We start from the raw sequence: 16,215 nt of genomic DNA on the forward strand, positions 1-16,215 counted from the left end.
GGATGTCAACATATCTGGCGTTGACTTTTGGCACGCTGTTGAGTTCTCAAGGAACGGACACTTCCTTCGGACCGCCTTCCAGCGGGCCCTCCGGGTGCTTCGTTCTTTCGTGTTTCAAGCTTATCAGATGTTTTCCGCTCCGTTTTCCGGAGTTTCATTCATCGGAATTCGCTTTCCGCTTGCCCCCGCTCTCTCGCGGCGACTCCGGAACTGTACGGGGACAGGCCCGCCACATGCAAATCGCCCCCGCCCGGGGTCTCGGGCAGGGGCGATCAGTGCGACACGGACCAGGTCAGCGGACCTCGGTGATCTCCGGACCGCGGGCGAACGGGTCGAGGGCCGCGCCGCCGAAACGGTTGTCGCCCTCGCCGGCCGCAGCCGCAGCCGCACCGCCCCCGTCGGCGACCATCTGGGCGTCCTCGGGGAGCTTCAGCACGATCGGGTCGCGGGGCGCCATCGGGCTCTCGCCCCGGACGACGACCGTCTGCTGGAAGACCTGCTCCAGGATTCCGGCCATTTCCGGCTGCACGGCGGCCTGGCCCGAGATCACACCGCGCAGGAACCAGCGCGGGCCGTCGCAACCGACGAAGCGCACCAGCTGTACGCCCTGGGTGCCGTCCGGCAGCTGCACCGGAACCTGCGCGCGGAGGTGCCAGCCGAGCGGGCCCTCCTCCTCCTCGATGAGGCCGCCCTGCGCGGTGATGCCGTTGGCGATCTCCTCCCGGACCTCCCCCCAGATGCCCTCCGACTTGGGAGCGGCGAAGGCCTGCAGCTGGATGGCGCTGTTGCCGAGGACCAGGGTCGCGGCGACGATCGCGTCACCGGCGACCTCCACCCGCAGCTCCATGCCCTCGACACCGGGGACCAGCAGACCCCCGAGGTCCACTCGCCCTTCCTCGGGGTTCTCCAGCTCGGAGTGGTCCCACGGACCGTCCGGCCGCGGGGCCGGCGGCAGGCCGACCTTGTCGGACGGGTCCAGCTCGGTCACGTTCTCGCTCTCGGCGGAACCTTCGACGTCATCGGCCGTCTCGTCGGCGCTGATGGCGTCGTCGGCGAGCTGCTCGACAGCGTCCTCGCTCTTCTGGCGACGACGGAACACGGTCACTGTCCTTCCCGGTCCAAGACCGATGCGAATACCTGCTCGGCTTCCTGCGAGGCCGCGGGAATGCTAGACCGCGGCGTGGCCGCCGGTCGACCCGAACCCGCCCTCGGCACGTGCCGACCCAGGCAGCTCGGCCACCTCGTGGAAACGGGCCTTCTCGACCTGCTGGATCACCAGCTGGGCGATCCGGTCCCCTCGGCGGAAGCTGACCCCCTCGCGCGGGTCCAGATTGACGACGATCACCTTGATCTCTCCACGGTACCCGGCATCGACCGTCCCCGGGGCGTTCACGAGGGCAACTCCGCAACGAGCTGCCAGCCCGGACCGGGGGTGGACGAAGGCCGCGTAGCCGTCCGGGAGGGCGATCGCGATGCCGGTGGGCAGGACGGCCCGCTCACCGGGGGCCAGCTCGGCGTCCACGGTGGTGCGCAGATCGGCTCCCGCGTCGCCGGGCTGCGCGTAGGCGGGCAGCGGCAACTCGGGGTCGATGCGCCTGATCAGGACGTCCACCGGCGGGCGGGGGGTGTTGCTCAAGGGTTCACCTCAAAGGCTCGTGCGCGCTTCATCAGATCCGGGTCGTCGAGGACCTTCTCGATGTCCTCGGGACGACCGTGCGTGGTGAAGTGTTCCAGCTTCACCTGGATGAAGAGCGCCTGCGCCCGCACCGCGACCGGTCCGTCGGGGCCGCCGATGCGCGCCTCGGCGGCGCTGTAGATCTTGCGGCCGTGGACACCGGTGACCCAGGCGCGCAGGTGCAGCACCGAGTCGACCGGGACGGGGCAGAGGAAGTCGGTCTCCAGCCGGCCGGTGACGGCGGGGGCGTGCAGCAGCCAGTTGAGCGTGCCGAGGGTCTCGTCCATGGCGGTGGTCAGCACTCCGCCGTGGGCCAGGCCCGGGCCGCCCTGGTGGACGTCCCGGACGGCGAACTCGGCGGTGACGTCGAGTCCCTCGCCGGCGACCGCGTCGATCCGCAGCCCGCCAGGGTGTTGCGGTCCGCAGCCGAAGCAGTGCTCGTAGTGGGAGCCGAGCCGGGTGCCGGGGGCGGGCGCCTCGGGGGCGCGCGGCGGCAGTACGGCGTCCGGCGGCGGGGTGGTCGGGGACGGCGGCAGCGCGGGCGCCGGCCGGTCGGCGGGGGCGGTGGGGGTGGTCGAACCGGTCACGGGGCCCCAGCCTACCCAGGGGTAGGCGCGCGGCCGGTGGGGGTGGCGTCCCGGTGCCGGCGTCAGGGCGCCCACAATGGGGGCATGTACGACGAACGCCTCACGGTGCCGCGCTCCTGGTGGCTGCTCCCGGTCGCGACCGGGCTCACGCTCGCCCTGATCCTGCTGCGGGTCGGCGGTCTGGCCGCGCTGGTCGGGCTGGTGGTCGGCATCGCCGCCGGCTCGGTCGCGATCAGCAGCTACGGCTCGGTCCGGATCCGCGTGGTGCAGGGCTCACTGGTGGCCGGGCCGGCCCGGATCCCGGTGGACGCCCTGGGCACCGCGCACCCGCTGAGCCCCGCCGAGGCGGTGGCCTGGCGCGGGCCGAAGGCCAACCCGCGCGCCTTCATGCTGCTGCGCAGCTACGTCCCGACGGCGCTGCGGATCGAGGTGACCGACCCGTCCGACCCGACGCCCTACCTCTACCTGTCGACCCGCTCGCCGATGAAGCTGGCGGAGGCGCTGGAGGAGGCCCGTCGCGGCGCCCGCACCTAGGGGGCTCTCCGGCCGATCGTGCCGGACAGCACCTGGCGGAGGGACCCGCGCACGCCCGGGGGCAGCCCCGGAACGCGCACAGGCCCGAAAAACGGAGAGGGACGGTTCCGCTGATGCGGGACCGTCCCTACGACTTTGTGCCGGCCGACGTGCTCATGGCCGACTCCGTCCTCCCGGTGCCGTCCGTCAGGACGGCTCCCGGACCTGCCGTCCGGCCCCGCTGCCCGGGGCCGGAAGGGGCGCTGTGCCGGCCCCGCGGAAGCCGCGGGTGCCGGGCCCTGTCCGCCGCGGTGCTCAGGCGCCGCAGTCCCGGCAGATCGGGTTGCCGTTCTTCTCGCTGTACAGCTGACTGCGGTGGTGCACCAGGAAGCAGCTCATGCAGGTGAACTCGTCGGCCTGCTTCGGCAGCACCCGGACCGCGAGCTCCTCGTTCGAGAGGTCTGCGCCCGGGAGCTCCATGCCCTCGGCCGCGTCGAACTCGTCGACGTCGACAGAGCCGCCGCCCTTGTCGTTCCGCCGAGCCTTGAGTTCCTCGATGCTGTCTTCGTTGAGCTCGTCGTCGGTCTTGCGTGGGGTGTCGTAGTCCGTTGCCATTGTTCGCTCTCCCCCTCCGGGTTTGTGCGGTGTGTGCGGTATCTCCAGCGCACGTAACGCATGGGGGGTCGGTCTTGTGCCCGACCCGAGGCGGAGATTTTGCCTTACTTCAAGCCCTGTTACTCAATCGACACTCAGCCAGGGGTCCGTTGGGGTGATCCACCAGGCTGCGGGAGGCCTCACGCTGGGCCATCGCCAGCCTCCTCCAGCATCCGCTCGGCGGCCACTCACAGTGAGCACGGGCCGCGCTGACGCTCGTCCATTCCCTTGCCCACCTGGGGTGCCGACCAATCATCCGGCCGGGTACTGACCCGAAATCCGGTCACGGACTGCGATCGGCACCCCAGCTCGGACGATCACTCTCCGAGGTCGGGTGAAGTCGCGGAGCGACACGATGTGAGCTTGGTCACGTTCAGAATCTTCCAGGGCAAACCACGGAAAATCCACCCACTTCGACTGCTCCGCCGAACACCCTACTCGGCGCTCCTGCGCGCGGCCCGGCGGGCCAGGATCGCGGCCTGGCGCTCCTCGAACTTACGCGCCTGGCTGTCCAGCCCGTCCAGGAAGACGCCGAGCTCGTTCTGCGCCAGCAGGCCCTCCGGGCCGAGGCCGCCGATCTCCATCACGCGCAGGTGGCGCAGCACCGGCTGCAGCACGTCGTCGTGGTGGATGCGCAGGTTGTAGACCCCGCCGAGGGCGATCTGCGCGGCGGCCCGCTCGAAGCCGGGGATGCCGTGGCCGGGCATCCGGAAGTCGGTGACCACGTCGGCCACGGCCCGCATGGCCTGGTCGGGGGCGATCTCCAGGGCGGCCTTCAGCAGGTTCCGGTAGAAGACCATGTGGAGGTTCTCGTCGTTGGCGATCTTCGCCAGCAGCTGGTCGCAGAGCGGGTCGCCGGCGTACTTGCCGGTGTTGCGGTGCGAGATGCGGGTGGCGAGCTCCTGGAAGGCCACGTACGCGACCGACTGCAGCATGCTGTGCGCGTTGTCGGACTCGAAGCCCTCGGACATGTGGCTCATCCGGGCCCGCTCCAGCTCCACCGGGTCGACGGCCCGGGTGGCGAGCAGGAAGTCGCGAATGGCTATCCCGTGCCGGCCCTCCTCGGCGGTCCAGCGGTGCACCCAGGTGCCCCAGGCGCCCTCGCGGCCGAACATGCTGGCGATCTCGTGGTGGTAGCTGGGGAGGTTGTCCTCGGTCAGCAGGTTCACCACCAGCGACACCCGGCCGAGCGGCGTCACCTGGGACTGCTCGACGGCCCAGGCGTCGCCGCCCAGCACGCCGTCGAAGTCGCGGCCCTGGCTCCACGGCACGAACTCGTGCGGCATCCACTCCTTGGCCACGGCGAGGTGGCGGTTGAGCTCCTTCTCCACGACCTCTTCGAGGGCCAGGATCAGCCGGGCGTCGGTCCAGCCGGTCGATCCGAGGGAGGCGCTGCTCTGCACAGGGGCGATGGTCACGGTCTTGCTCCTGGGGGACGGCACGCGCGGGACGGGCGCGTTGGGCGGGCACGTCTGCGGACGCACTTACGGTTCCGTAGGTTACGACACCGTAAGTTGCTCGGGCAGGAAATGACAAGCCGCCCCCGCCAGGCCTTATGTCGTCTTGACGGGCCTGACGGGGGCGGCGGTGAACGGTCGCTTACGGAGCGCGGCGGCGGGGAGGGCGCGGCGGGGCCGGGAGGGGCCCGGCGGGCGGGGTCAGGGGTTGGGGATCCGGACCCGCATGGTGAGGCCGCCACCGGCGCGCGCAGTGGCCTCGATGGTGCCACCGTGGGCACGCACCACCGAGCGGACGATGGACAGGCCGAGCCCGACCCCCTTGTCGCTGCGGGTGCGGTCGGCGCCCTTGACCCGGCGGAACGGCTCGAAGATGTGCTCCAACTCGTAGCCGGGCACCACCGGGCCGGTGTTGGACACCACCAGCTCGCCGCCGCCGGGCACCTCGGCGGTGGCCAGCTCGACCCAGCCGCCGGGGGTGTTGTACCGGACGGCGTTCTGCAGCAGGTTGAGCGCCAGCCGCTCCAGCAGCACGCCGTTGCCCGCGACCACGGCCGGAGCGAGCTTGGAGCGCAGCTCGACCTCGCGCCGGTCCGCCTCGGCCCTGGTCTGCTCCAGGGCTCGGGTGGCCACCTCGGAGAGCTCCACCGGGCGGCGGTCGGTCAGCTCGTTCTCGCTGCGGGCGAGCAGCAGCAGGCCCTCCACCAGCTGTTCGCTGCGCTCGTTGGTGGCCAGCAGGGTCTTGCCGAGCTGCTGGAGGTCGGGCGAGGCGGCCGGGTCGGAGAGCTGGACCTCCAGCAGGGTGCGGTTGATCGCCAGCGGGGTGCGCAGTTCGTGCGAGGCGTTGGCGACGAAGCGGCGCTGGGAGTCGAAGGACCGGTCGAGCCGGTCCAGCATGTCGTCGAAGGTGTCGGCGAGTTCCTTGAGCTCGTCGTCCGGCCCGTCCAGCTCGATCCGCCGGTGCAGGTCGGAGGAGGCGACGTCGCGGGCGGTGCGGGTGATCCGGCCGAGCGGGCGCAGCACCCGGCCGGCCAGCGCGTAGCCGGCCGCGAAGGCGATCACGGCGAGGCAGACCAGCATCGTGAGCGACTTGCGCAGCAGGGTGTTGAGCGCCGAGTTGGAGCGCAGCAGGTAGTCGCCGGCCTGCTCCTGGTTGAACTGCGCGCTGTTCATCGGGACGCCGTTGACCCGCAGGCTGCCGTCGAACTGGAACGTGCGCGGCGCCAGGTTGTTCACGGCGTCCTGGAAGAACACGTACATCAGCAGCAGCAGGACCACGCCGGCCATCAGGAACATGCCGCCGTAGAGCAGGGTGAGCCGCATCCGGATGGTCGGCCGGAAGGGCAGCCAGGCGAGCATGCCGTCGCCGGGGGTGTAGCGACCGGGCTGGGGCGCGCGCGGTGGGTGCTGGGGCTTGGGCGGTACGGCGCGCGGGCCGCCGGCGGGCGCGCCGGAGGGCCCGCCGGCCGGGGGCGGGGTGGTCATGATGGTCCTCTCGGGGCGTCCGCCGGGGCGGGCGCGGGGTGGGTGGAGTCCGACCGGGTCCGGCGAACGGATCCGGTCCGGTCCGCTCGGATCCGGTCAGGTGGTCCGGCGGGTCCGGTCAGATCCGGTAACCGGAGCCCGGGACGGTGACGATCACCGGCGGGTCACCGAGCTTGCGGCGCAGCGTCATCACGGTGACGCGCACGACGTTGGTGAACGGGTCGGTGTGCTCGTCCCAGGCCTTCTCCAGCAGCTGCTCGGCGGAGACGACGGCGCCGCCGGCCCGCATCAGCACCTCCAGGACGGCGAACTCCTTGGGGGCGAGCTGGACGGTGCGGCCCTCGCGGATCACCTCGCGGCGGCCCGGGTCGAGCGAGATGCCGGCCCGCTCCAGCACCGGGGGCAGCGGGACGGTCGCGCGGCGGCCCAGCGCCCTTACCCGGGCGACGAGTTCGCTGAAGGCGAACGGCTTCGGAAGGTAGTCGTCCGCGCCGATCTCCAGGCCCTCGACCCGGTCGCTGATGTCGCCGGAGGCGGTCAGCATGATCACCCTGGTCGCCAGGCCCTGTTCGACCACCTTGCGGCAGACGTCGTCGCCGTGGACCAGCGGGAGGTCGCGGTCCAGGACCACGACGTCGTAGTCGTTGACCGCGATGCGCTGGAGCGCGGCCTCCCCGTCGTACACCACGTCGACGGCCATCGCCTCGCGGCGCAGGCCGGTGGCGACAGCCTCGGCGAGCAACTGCTCGTCCTCGACGACGAGAACCCGCACGATCGTTGTCCCTTCTCCAGGCCGGCCCCGGAAGCGGACGCGCGGCTCCGACGGTGCCTCCATCCTGCCTGGTCCGCCGGTAAAGCAGCGATAAGCTGCCGCCCAGGCACGGAGCGTTGGCAGCGGGTGATGACCGTTCGTGTCGGGACCAGTCCGGTTGGACTGTGACACAGGCAACTTTCTCGGGCCGGAAGGTTTCCCCATCTCCCCGGCGGGGAGGACAGCTTCACACCCGCGATCTGGCTGTTGGCCGATCGCACCCACCCGCCGTGCGTTCATCCGCGCCGGCCCTGGGGCTGGGACGTCACCGGGAGCGGCCGAAGGCCGTCTCCGCGCTCGACCGGAGATTCACGACCTGCCGGACGGGGCGCTGCCGCTGGCCACACCTCCTCGGGGCGGAGAACGTACGACCGTGCACGTCCGACACAGTAAGGGGGCCCGTATGGACGCCTTCAAGGCCGGAATCCTGCAGCGCATAGCCAACGCCGAGCAGGATCTGCACCGCGCGATCGAGGCCGGGGACGAGTTCCTCGCCGAGGTGGAGCAGTCCGAGCTGGACGACCTCCGCCGGCTCGCCGCCGAGCACGGCGTGGACACCGTGCTGGAGCGCCACCGCACCGCCGCCTGATCCACCCGACCTTCCGACCCGACGCCGGACCTCCGGCACCAGCGGCCCTGCGGGGGTCGTGCGAAAACCCCAGGCCCTGGCATCCCCCGTATGCCAGGGCTCTTCGCTGTCCAGGGCCGTCCAAGGGCCCAGGGCGTGTCTTCAGTCCGCCCAGGCGCGCAGCGCGGCCAGCCGCTCCTGCAACGGCTGGTACACGCCCGGGGCGGCGGCCACGGTCAGCTCGCCGTCCGGGCCGTGCCCGGGGCGGCCGCCGACCAGGGCCCCGGCCTCGGCGGCGATCAGGCAGCCGGCCGCGCGGTCCCAGGGGGCGAGGCCGCGCTCGTAGTAGCCGTCCAGCCGCCCGGCGGCGACGTCGCACAGGTCCACCGCGGCGGCCCCGCCCCGGCGGATGTCCCGCACCTCGGGCATCAGGGACACCAGCACCTCGGCCTGGCGGGTCCGCACCGACTGGACGTAGTTGAAGCCGGTGCCGATCAGCGCCTGGCCCCACGGCGGGGCCGGGCGGGTGGAGAGCGGCCGGCCGTCGAGCCGGGCGCCGCGCCCGAGGACGGCGTGGAACAGCTCGCCGCGGGCCGGCGCGTACACCACGCCGACGACCGCCCGGCCGTCCAGCTCGGCGGCCACGCTGACCGCCCAGGAGGGCAGTCCGTACAGGTAGTTGACCGTGCCGTCGAGCGGGTCGACGACCCAGCGCACCCCGCTGGTGCCGGCCCGCTCGGCGCCCTCCTCGCCGAGGTAGCCGTCCTCGGGGCGGCGCTCGGTGATCAGTTGCAGGACGAGCTTCTCGGAGGCGAGGTCCATCTCGGTCACCACGTCGACCGGACTGCTCTTGGTGCCGGCCACCCCGAGGTCGGCGGGCCGGCCGTCGCGCAGCAGGGCGCCGGCCTGCCGGGCCGCGTCCAGGGCGACCTCCAGCAGGTCGTCGAGGAGCCGGTCGTCGGGCAGGGCGGGGGTGGGCACGGGTCTCTCCTCCGGGGGGAACGGGACGGGCGGTCAGCGCTCGGCGGCGGCCGGGCGGGGGGCTCGCGGGTTGGGGCAGCAGGCCACCGCGCACACGTCGTGGCTGGGGCCGAGCGCGCCGAGGGCGCAGCGGGTCACCGGCTCGCCGCGCTCGGCGGCGGCCCGCTCCAGGACCAGTTCGCGCACCGCGGCGGTGAACCGCGGGTCGGCGCCGACGGTCGCGGCGCGGGCCACCGGCAGGCCGAGTTCGGCGGCCTTGGCGACGGCCTCGGTGTCGAGGTCGTACTTGACCTCCATGTGGTCGGAGACGAAGCCGATCGGGACCATCACCACGGCGGGCGCGCCGTCGGCGTGCTGGGCCTCCAGGTGGTCGCAGATGTCCGGTTCCAGCCACGGCGTGTGCGGGGCGCCGCTGCGGCTCTGGAACACCAGCTCCCAGGGCCGGTCCGCGACGCCGGTGCGTTCGGCGACGGCCTCGGCGATCAGCCGGGCGACGTCCAGGTGCTGGGCGACGTACGCGCCGCCGGGGCGGCCGCGGGCCGGGTCGTCCGGGGCGCCGGAGGTCTCGGCCATGGCGTCCGGGATGGAGTGGGTGGTGAACGCCAGCCGGGCGCCGGCCCGGACGTCCTCGGGCAGCCGCGCCAGGGCGGCCAGGGTGGCGTCGACCATCGGCTCGACGAACCCGGGGTGGTTGTAGAAGTGCCGCAGCTTGTCGACCCGCAGCTCGGGCAGGCCCTCCGCGGCGAGGGCGGCCAGCGCGTCGGCCAGGTTCTCCCGGTACTGGCGGCAGCCCGAGAAGCCGGCGTAGGCGCTGGTGACGAGGACGGCGACGCGGCGGTGGCCGTCGGCGGCCAGTTCGCGCAGGGTGTCCACCAGGTAGGGCGCCCAGTTCCGGTTGCCCCAGTAGACCGGCAGGTCCAAGCCGTGCTCGGCGAAGTCCTTGCGCAGCGCGGCGAGCAGTTCGCGGTTCTGCTCGTTGATCGGGCTGACCCCGCCGAACAGGAAGTAGTGCTTGCCGACCTCCTTCAGCCGCTCCTTGGGGATGCCGCGGCCCCGGGTCACGTTCTCCAGGAACGGAACGACGTCCTCGGGGGCCTCGGGCCCGCCGAAGGAGAGCAGCAGCAGGGCGTCGTACGGCTGCGGTGCTGCCGGGGCGGCGCCGGACGGTGAGGGTTTGCGCGCGTCGGACATGGCACCGATCCTGCCATTGAGGGGCCGGAGACCCCCGTCGGGGCTGCGAGGATGTCCGGAAAATACTGTTTGCCAAGGTACGTAAGCTGTGTTCGCCAGCCTCGTTCCTTACCCCCGCGGAGCTCCCGTGCTGTCCAGCTACCGCCAGATATTCGCCTCCCCCGGCAGTCTGGCCTTCTCCTCCACCGGCTTCGTCTCCCGACTGCCGATCTCCATGACCGGCATCGGCATCGTGACCATGCTCTCCCAGCTGAGAGGCTCCTACGGGGTGGCGGGCCTGGTGTCGGCGACCCTGGCGATCTCCGCCGCGCTGCTCGGCCCGCAGGTCTCCCGGCTGGTGGACCGGCACGGGCAGCGCCGAATAATCGTCCCGGCCATGGCGCTCACCATCGTCGCCGTGGTCGGCCTGCTGCTGTGCGCCCGGTTCAAGGCGCCGGACTGGACACTCTTCGTCTTCGCGGCCGGCATGGGCGTCATGCCGAGCACCGGCGCGATGGTCCGCGCCCGCTGGGCCCACCTGTACCGCGACGACGCCCCCAAGCTGCACACCGCGTACTCCTTCGAGGCCGTCGTCGACGAGGTCTGCTTCATCGTCGGCCCGATCCTCTCGATCGGCCTGGCCACCTCCGTCTTCCCCGAGGCCGGCGTCCTGCTCGCCGGGGTCTTCCTCGCCGTCGGCGTCCTGCTGTTCGCCGGGCAGCGCGCCACCGAACCGCCGATCCACCCGGGCGCCCGGCACGTCGGCGGCTCGGTGATCCGCAACCGCGGCCTCCAGGTGCTGATGCTCACCTTCGTCGCCACCGGCGCGATCTTCGGCTCGGTCGAGGTCGTCACCGTCGCCTACTCCGAAACCCAGGGGCACAAGTCCCTCGCCAGCGTGATCCTCGCACTGTGGGCGCTCGGCTCCTGCCTGGCCGGCGTGGTGTTCGGCACCCTCAAGCTCACCGGCTCGATGGCCGGCCGCTTCTTCGCCGGCGTCCTGTTCATGGCGCTCAGCATGGCGCCGCTGCTGCTGGTCGCCGAGTCGGTGCGCGGAGTCGGCGGGCTGATCGCGGTCGGCGGCGCGCTGCTGATCGCGGGCATCGCCATCTCCCCCACCCTGATCACCGCGATGGCCCTGGTCGAACGGCTCGTCCCGGCCGCCCAGCTGACCGAGGGCATGACCTGGACGACCACCGGGCTCGCCCTCGGCGTCGCCGTCGGCTCCTCCGCCGGCGGCTGGGTGGTGGACGCCGCCGGCTCCGCCGCGGGCTACTGGGTGCCCCTGACCGCCGGGGTCTTCGGCGTGGTCACCGCGCTCGCCGGGCTCGGCCGGCTGCGCGCCGGACTCGCCGTCGACGAGCCCGCCGAAGCGGCCGAACAGACCGTAGACCTCGAACGGTGAACTGACTAATCTCTCCCTACCCGCGGGCCTACCCGCGGGTAGGGCGGCCCCCACCGCCCCGGACCGCGCCGACCCCGGTCGGCCACGGAGCAGGAGGCGGCGCCATGCCCCAGGCCAGTACCGCGACCCCCACCCGGTGGACCAACTGGGCCGGGAACCAGAGCGCCCGGCCCGCCCGGGCCGCCACCCCCGGCACCGCGGAGGAACTGGCCAAGGAGATCCTGCGCGCCGCCGAACAGGGCCGCACCGTCAAAGCCGTCGGCTCCGGCCACTCCTTCACCTCGATCGCCTCCGCCGGCGACGGCGTCCTGCTCCGCCCGCACGCGCTCACCGCCGTCCGCGAGATCGACCGCGAGGGCGGCACCATCACCGTCGAGTCCGGCCTCCCGCTCGCCCGGCTCAACCGGATCCTCGCCGCCGAGGGCCTCTCCCTCACCAACATGGGCGACATCGAGGTGCAGACCGTGGCCGGCGCCACCAGCACCGGCACCCACGGCACCGGCCGCGACTCCGGCTCGCTCGCCGCCCAGATCCGCGCCCTGGAGATCGTCCTCGCCGACGGAAGCGTCCGGCGCTGCTCCCCCACCGAGCACCCCCGGCTCTTCCAAGGCGCCCGGCTCGGCCTCGGCGCCCTCGGCGTGATCACCGCCCTGACCTTCGCCGTCGAGCCGGCCTTCCTGCTCACCGCGCACGAGCAGCCGATGGCCTTCGACGAGGTGCTGGAACGGCTGGACGACCTCACCGCGGTCAACGAGCACTTCGAGTTCTACTGGTTCCCGCACACCGACCGCTGCGCCACCAAGCGCAACAACCGCAGCCAGGGCCCGGCCGCCCCGCTGCCCCGGTTCAAGGAGTGGCTGGAGGACGACTTCCTCTCCAACACCGTCTGGGAGGGCGCCTGCCGGGTCGGCCGGCGCTTCCCCGCCAGCATCCCCGCCATCGCCTCGCTGGCCAGCCGCGCCTGGTCCGACCGCAGCTACACCGACACCGCGCACCGGGTGTTCACCAGCCCGCGCAAGGTGCGCTTCGTGGAGATGGAGTACGCGGTGCCGCGCACGGCCGTCGCCGGGGTGCTGCGCGAACTGAAGGCCCTGGTCGAGCGCTCCGACTGGAAGATCGGCTTCCCGGTCGAGGTGCGCTTCGCCCCCGCCGACGACCTCTGGCTCTCCACCGCCTCCGGGCGGGACAGCGCCTACATCGCCGTCCACCTCTACCGGGGCACCGCCGACCAGGGCTACTTCACCGGCGTCGAACAGCTGATGTGCGCCCACCAGGGCCGCCCACACTGGGGCAAGCTGCACACCCGGGACGCCGAGTACCTGTCCAGCGCCTACCCGCACTTCGGCGACTTCACCGCCCTGCGCGACGAGGTCGACCCGCAGCGCGTGTTCGGCAACGACTACCTGCGCCGGGTCCTCGGCGCCTGATCACGGGGTGGCGCCCTGGGTCGGCGCCGCGGGCTGCGGCGGGGCCACGGAGGCGGGGGCGTTGCTCGGCACCGGCGGCTGCGGGCTCGCCCCGCCGGAGGTGCCGGAGGGCTTCCCGCCGTCCGCGGTCGGCGACGAACCGGCCGACGGCGTCGCGCTCGGGCCCGCCGAGGGCGAGGCCGTACCGCCGCCGTGCTCACCGGCCCCACCGCTCGGGCTCGTGCTCGGGCCCGCGCTCGGCTCCCGGCTCGGCCGCGTCGTCGCCGGGGCCGAGGCACCGCCGGACGGCGAGGGCTCCGAGCCGTGCCCGCCGCCGGTGGAGGGCCGCTCCGTCGGCGGCGCCTCCCGCGGGGAGGGGGACTTCGGGCTCACCACGCCACCGAAGGAGGTGCCGTTGCCCGACTCGCCCTTCACCGTCGCCGACACCGGCTGCCCGGTGGCCAGTTCGAACGCCAGGATCGGCGTCATCGCCACCACGAACACCAGCCCCGACACGGCCGCGTAGGTCTTCCAGGTCCACCGCCGACGCGCCCGGACCACCTGCGGCTCGTTCCACTCCGAGGAGATCGCCGACGGCGCCGGCTCCACCGGGCGCTCCGGCACCTGGCGCAGCCCGTTCACGGCGTGGCCGGGCCCCCGGTCCACCACCGCCTCACGCAGCTGCTCGCCGGTACGCCGGAAGATGTGCTGGAACACCGCACCGCCGGTGGTGGCCCCGACACTGACCACCGCCGCACCCAGGATCGTTCCGTACACGCCGAGTTCGGAGGCGAACAGTGCCCCCACCACCGTGGCCAGCGCACTCGCCGCGACCTGAGCCACACTCAGATCGATCCGCTTGCGCTCCTTCTTGCCGCCCCCCTCGGCGGGGCTCCGCTCCGGCATCAACATCCCTCGGTCCGTACGACTGTTCCTCGAACAAGTCACTCCATCTTGCCCAAAGAAGGACACAAGGGACGAAAATGCGGTTCTCCGGCCCCGATATATGTGAAGATGATCACCGTTCACCCGTCGGTGGTCCGCCGTTGGGGGCATGCGCTCTTGAGATTCCCGTGAATCGCGGGAGACTTGAGCGGCGAGCCGCCCCTTCGGATGCCACGAATGGAGTACTGTTCGTAAAGCCTGAGCCTTGGGTCGACTTGTCGACTGCGCCCACACCGGCAGCTTGACGAAGAGCCACGGAACAGGCACGCACGGCGACGCCCGTCCCGGACCGTCGCGAACACTCCGCGTGCGAGGACGGCCGGGGCACCCAGGCGCGACGTCGACGGATGGCGTGGCAAAAAGGCAACCGTGCCACAGCGGCGTGACCGGGCGTATGCCCGACACGCCGGGGAACTCAGCAAGGTTGTGGCCAGTCGCGAGTGGGCAGGCCACACTCAGTACGGGAGCAGCGACGCAGGTGACGTCGGCAGGCACCACCCGGGAGGTAACCGTGCCCGAACTGCGGGTTGTGGCCGTCAGCAACGACGGCACACGGCTGGTGCTCAAGGCTGCCGACAGCACGGAGTACACCCTTCCCATCGACGAGCGGCTGCGCGCCGCCATCCGCGGGGATCGTCCGCGCCTCGGCCAGATCGAGATCGAGGTCGAGAGCCATCTGCGGCCCCGGGACATCCAGGCCCGGATACGAGCCGGTGCCTCCGCCGAGGAGGTCGCCCAGGCCGCCGGCATCTCCGTCGACCGGGTCCGCCGCTTCGAGGGTCCGGTCCTCGCCGAGCGCGCCTTCATGGCCGAACGCGCCCGAAAGACCGCCATCCGCCGCAACGGCGAATCCACCGGGCCCCAGCTCGGCGAGGCCGTCGCCGAGCGGCTCGCGCTGCGCGGCGCCGAGAAGGACACCGAACGCTGGGACTCCTGGCGGCGCGACGACGGCACCTGGGAGGTCATCCTCGCCTACCGTGCCGACGACGAGGGCCGCAGCGCCTCCTGGACGTACGACCCGCCCCGGCGCCTGGTCCAGCCCAACGACGACGAGGCCCGCGCGCTGATCGGCGAGAACGTCGAGCGCGAGGAGGAGTCGGTCTTCCCGTTCATCCCGCGGATCGCCCGGCTCCCCCAGGACCGGCCGCCCCGCCCGATGATCGACCGGCCCTCCGCCGACCGCATCATGTCCGCCCGCGAAGTCCGCGAGTCCCGCGAGGCCACCGCCGAGTCCAGGGACTCCCTGACCAGCCTGCTCGACGTGGTCCCCGCCTTCCGCGGCGACCTCGCCGTCGGCCCCGCCCCGATCGAACCGGTGCCCGCAGAGGTCGCCGAGGAGAGCGAGGAGGCGGCCGCGGCCGCCGCACCGGCGGTCGGCGCGGGCTCGGCCTACGCCGACATCCTGATGCCGCGGGCCGTCGCCCCGCACCGCGAGCGCCTGGTCGGCACCACCGACCGCCAGGCCGAGGCGGACGGCGTCCGGCCCGGCCGCCGGGCCACCGTGCCCAGCTGGGACGAGATCGTCTTCGGCAGCCGGCGCAAGAAGCAGGAGTAACAGCCCATACGTCAGGGGCGGGAGGCCCGGCCTCCCGCCCCTGACGTATGCCCCGGCTCAGCCCGGCTGGTCGGTCACCGCCACCGGGCGGGCCTCGTCGCTCGACCACTCGCTCCACGACCCCGGGTACAGCGTCGCCGACAGGCCCGCCACCTCCAGCGCCAGGATCTGGTGCGCCGCCGTCACCCCCGAGCCGCAGTACACCGCCGTCTCCCGTTCACCCGCGCCCAGCGCGCGGAACCGCGCCGTCAGCTCCGCGGCCGACCTGAACCGCCCGTCGGCCGCCACGTTCTCGGCCGTCGGCGCCGACACCGCGCCCGGGATGTGCCCGGCGCGCGGGTCCACCGGCTCGCTCTCGCCCCGGTAGCGGTCCCCCGCCCGGGCGTCCAGCAGCAGCGCACCGCGCGCCCAGGCCGCCGCGCCGTCCGCGTCCACCACGGGCAGCTGCCCCGGGACCGGCTTGAAATCACCCTCCGCCAGCGCCGGGACCTCCGCCGTCACCGGCAGTCCGGCCGCCGACCAGGCCGCGTACCCGCCGTCCAGCACCCGGACGTCCCGGTGCCCGGCCCAGCGCAGCAGCCACCAGGCGCGGGCCGCCGCCAGCGAGGCCGCGCCGTCGTACACCACCACCGGGCGGCCGGAGTCCACCCCCAGGCGGCGCATCGCCGCGCCGAACTCCTCCGGCTCCGGCAGCGGGTGGCGGCCGCCCCGGCCGGGGGCGCCCGGCGGGGCCGCGAGGTCCCGGTCCAGATCGACGAAGCGGGCGCCGGGCAGGTGCCCGGCCCGGTACTCCTCGACGGCGGTCGGGCCGGACTGCGCGGCACCGACCAGCCGGTAGCGCACGTCCAACAGCACCGGCGGGCGCGCGGAGGCGAGCGCCTGCACCAGCCCGGCCGCGGAGATCAGCGGGGAACCGTCGTTGTAGGTGGTCATGGCGGCCATTGTCGCGCAGCGCCGCCACCCCGCCGCTCTTTGTGCGCTCTTTGCCGGAATTTCCGCGCGG

General features: G+C 72.9%; 16 protein-coding genes. 5 read left to right on the forward strand and 11 right to left on the reverse strand.

Annotated elements, in window-relative coordinates; all coding sequences use genetic code 11:
• Positions 1 to 292 precede the first annotated feature (292 nt).
• From AB0R04_RS23410 to AB0R04_RS23420, 3 genes are all read right to left on the reverse strand, one after another.
• Positions 293 to 1,099 carry a DUF3710 domain-containing protein gene (locus tag AB0R04_RS23410; protein WP_363374242.1) on the reverse strand — a complete coding sequence of 269 codons (807 nt, stop codon included), beginning with the start codon at positions 1,097 to 1,099 and terminating at the stop codon, positions 293 to 295.
• A gap of 69 nt (positions 1,100 to 1,168) precedes the next feature.
• Entirely contained in the window at positions 1,169 to 1,636 is a 468-nt protein-coding gene (gene dut / locus AB0R04_RS23415) for a dUTP diphosphatase (protein ID WP_363374244.1), read from the reverse strand.
• Complete coding sequence (locus AB0R04_RS23420; RefSeq protein WP_063351415.1) at positions 1,633 to 2,211, reverse strand: PaaI family thioesterase; 579 nt, start codon at positions 2,209 to 2,211, stop codon at positions 1,633 to 1,635. Before AB0R04_RS23420 ends, dut begins: the two co-directional genes overlap by 4 nt.
• A gap of 135 nt (positions 2,212 to 2,346) precedes the next feature.
• Here AB0R04_RS23420 and AB0R04_RS23425 point away from each other — a divergent pair, with 135 nt between their 5' ends.
• A complete protein-coding gene (locus tag AB0R04_RS23425; protein ID WP_363374245.1) occupies positions 2,347 to 2,796 on the forward strand; it encodes a DUF3093 domain-containing protein in 450 nt (149 codons plus the stop codon).
• A 294-nt stretch (positions 2,797 to 3,090) separates the two neighbouring features.
• Here AB0R04_RS23425 and AB0R04_RS23430 read toward each other — a convergent pair whose 3' ends face one another.
• From AB0R04_RS23430 to AB0R04_RS23445, 4 genes are all read right to left on the reverse strand, one after another.
• Positions 3,091 to 3,390, reverse strand: coding sequence for a DUF4193 domain-containing protein (locus AB0R04_RS23430; protein WP_030057692.1), 300 nt, complete (start codon positions 3,388 to 3,390; stop codon positions 3,091 to 3,093).
• A gap of 473 nt (positions 3,391 to 3,863) precedes the next feature.
• Positions 3,864 to 4,847: an acyl-ACP desaturase gene (locus AB0R04_RS23435; RefSeq protein ID WP_363374247.1), complete on the reverse strand. Its 984-nt coding sequence runs from the start codon at positions 4,845 to 4,847 to the stop codon at positions 3,864 to 3,866.
• A gap of 240 nt (positions 4,848 to 5,087) precedes the next feature.
• Positions 5,088 to 6,371, reverse strand: coding sequence for a HAMP domain-containing sensor histidine kinase (locus AB0R04_RS23440; protein ID WP_063349385.1), 1,284 nt, complete (start codon positions 6,369 to 6,371; stop codon positions 5,088 to 5,090).
• A gap of 118 nt (positions 6,372 to 6,489) precedes the next feature.
• The gene (locus tag AB0R04_RS23445; RefSeq protein ID WP_063349384.1) at positions 6,490 to 7,143 is read right to left on the reverse strand and encodes a response regulator transcription factor; all 654 of its coding nucleotides are present in this window, start codon (positions 7,141 to 7,143) and stop codon (positions 6,490 to 6,492) included.
• A 442-nt stretch (positions 7,144 to 7,585) separates the two neighbouring features.
• Between AB0R04_RS23445 and AB0R04_RS23450 the strand changes: the two genes are divergently transcribed.
• Positions 7,586 to 7,771 carry a hypothetical protein gene (locus tag AB0R04_RS23450; protein WP_030057688.1) on the forward strand — a complete coding sequence of 62 codons (186 nt, stop codon included), beginning with the start codon at positions 7,586 to 7,588 and terminating at the stop codon, positions 7,769 to 7,771.
• A 141-nt stretch (positions 7,772 to 7,912) separates the two neighbouring features.
• On the opposite strand, the gene AB0R04_RS23455 is transcribed toward AB0R04_RS23450, so the two are convergent.
• The gene (locus AB0R04_RS23455; RefSeq protein ID WP_363374250.1) at positions 7,913 to 8,731 is read right to left on the reverse strand and encodes an inositol monophosphatase family protein; all 819 of its coding nucleotides are present in this window, start codon (positions 8,729 to 8,731) and stop codon (positions 7,913 to 7,915) included.
• Between the two features lie 33 nt (positions 8,732 to 8,764).
• A complete protein-coding gene (locus tag AB0R04_RS23460) occupies positions 8,765 to 9,922 on the reverse strand; it encodes a ferrochelatase (RefSeq protein ID WP_363374252.1) in 1,158 nt (385 codons plus the stop codon).
• A 127-nt stretch (positions 9,923 to 10,049) separates the two neighbouring features.
• Between AB0R04_RS23460 and AB0R04_RS23465 the strand changes: the two genes are divergently transcribed.
• Both AB0R04_RS23465 and AB0R04_RS23470 read left to right on the forward strand, forming a co-directional pair.
• Positions 10,050 to 11,306, forward strand: coding sequence for an MFS transporter (locus tag AB0R04_RS23465; RefSeq protein ID WP_363374254.1), 1,257 nt, complete (start codon positions 10,050 to 10,052; stop codon positions 11,304 to 11,306).
• A gap of 104 nt (positions 11,307 to 11,410) precedes the next feature.
• Positions 11,411 to 12,733 (forward strand): D-arabinono-1,4-lactone oxidase, encoded by a 1,323-nt coding sequence (locus tag AB0R04_RS23470; RefSeq protein WP_363374257.1) that lies wholly within the window; start codon positions 11,411 to 11,413, stop codon positions 12,731 to 12,733.
• Here AB0R04_RS23470 and AB0R04_RS23475 read toward each other — a convergent pair whose 3' ends face one another.
• Positions 12,734 to 13,618 carry a hypothetical protein gene (locus AB0R04_RS23475; RefSeq protein ID WP_363374259.1) on the reverse strand — a complete coding sequence of 295 codons (885 nt, stop codon included), beginning with the start codon at positions 13,616 to 13,618 and terminating at the stop codon, positions 12,734 to 12,736. It abuts the gene before it with no gap.
• Between the two features lie 517 nt (positions 13,619 to 14,135).
• On the opposite strand from AB0R04_RS23475, the gene sepH reads away from it, so the two are divergent.
• Positions 14,136 to 15,212, forward strand: coding sequence for a septation protein SepH (gene sepH / locus AB0R04_RS23480; RefSeq protein WP_079135886.1), 1,077 nt, complete (start codon positions 14,136 to 14,138; stop codon positions 15,210 to 15,212).
• A 57-nt stretch (positions 15,213 to 15,269) separates the two neighbouring features.
• Here sepH and AB0R04_RS23485 read toward each other — a convergent pair whose 3' ends face one another.
• Complete coding sequence (locus AB0R04_RS23485; RefSeq protein ID WP_363374262.1) at positions 15,270 to 16,145, reverse strand: sulfurtransferase; 876 nt, start codon at positions 16,143 to 16,145, stop codon at positions 15,270 to 15,272.
• Between the last annotated feature and the right edge of the window lie 70 nt (positions 16,146 to 16,215).

Source organism: Kitasatospora sp. NPDC056731, assembly GCF_040687675.1.
GTDB lineage: Bacteria > Actinomycetota > Actinomycetes > Streptomycetales > Streptomycetaceae > Kitasatospora.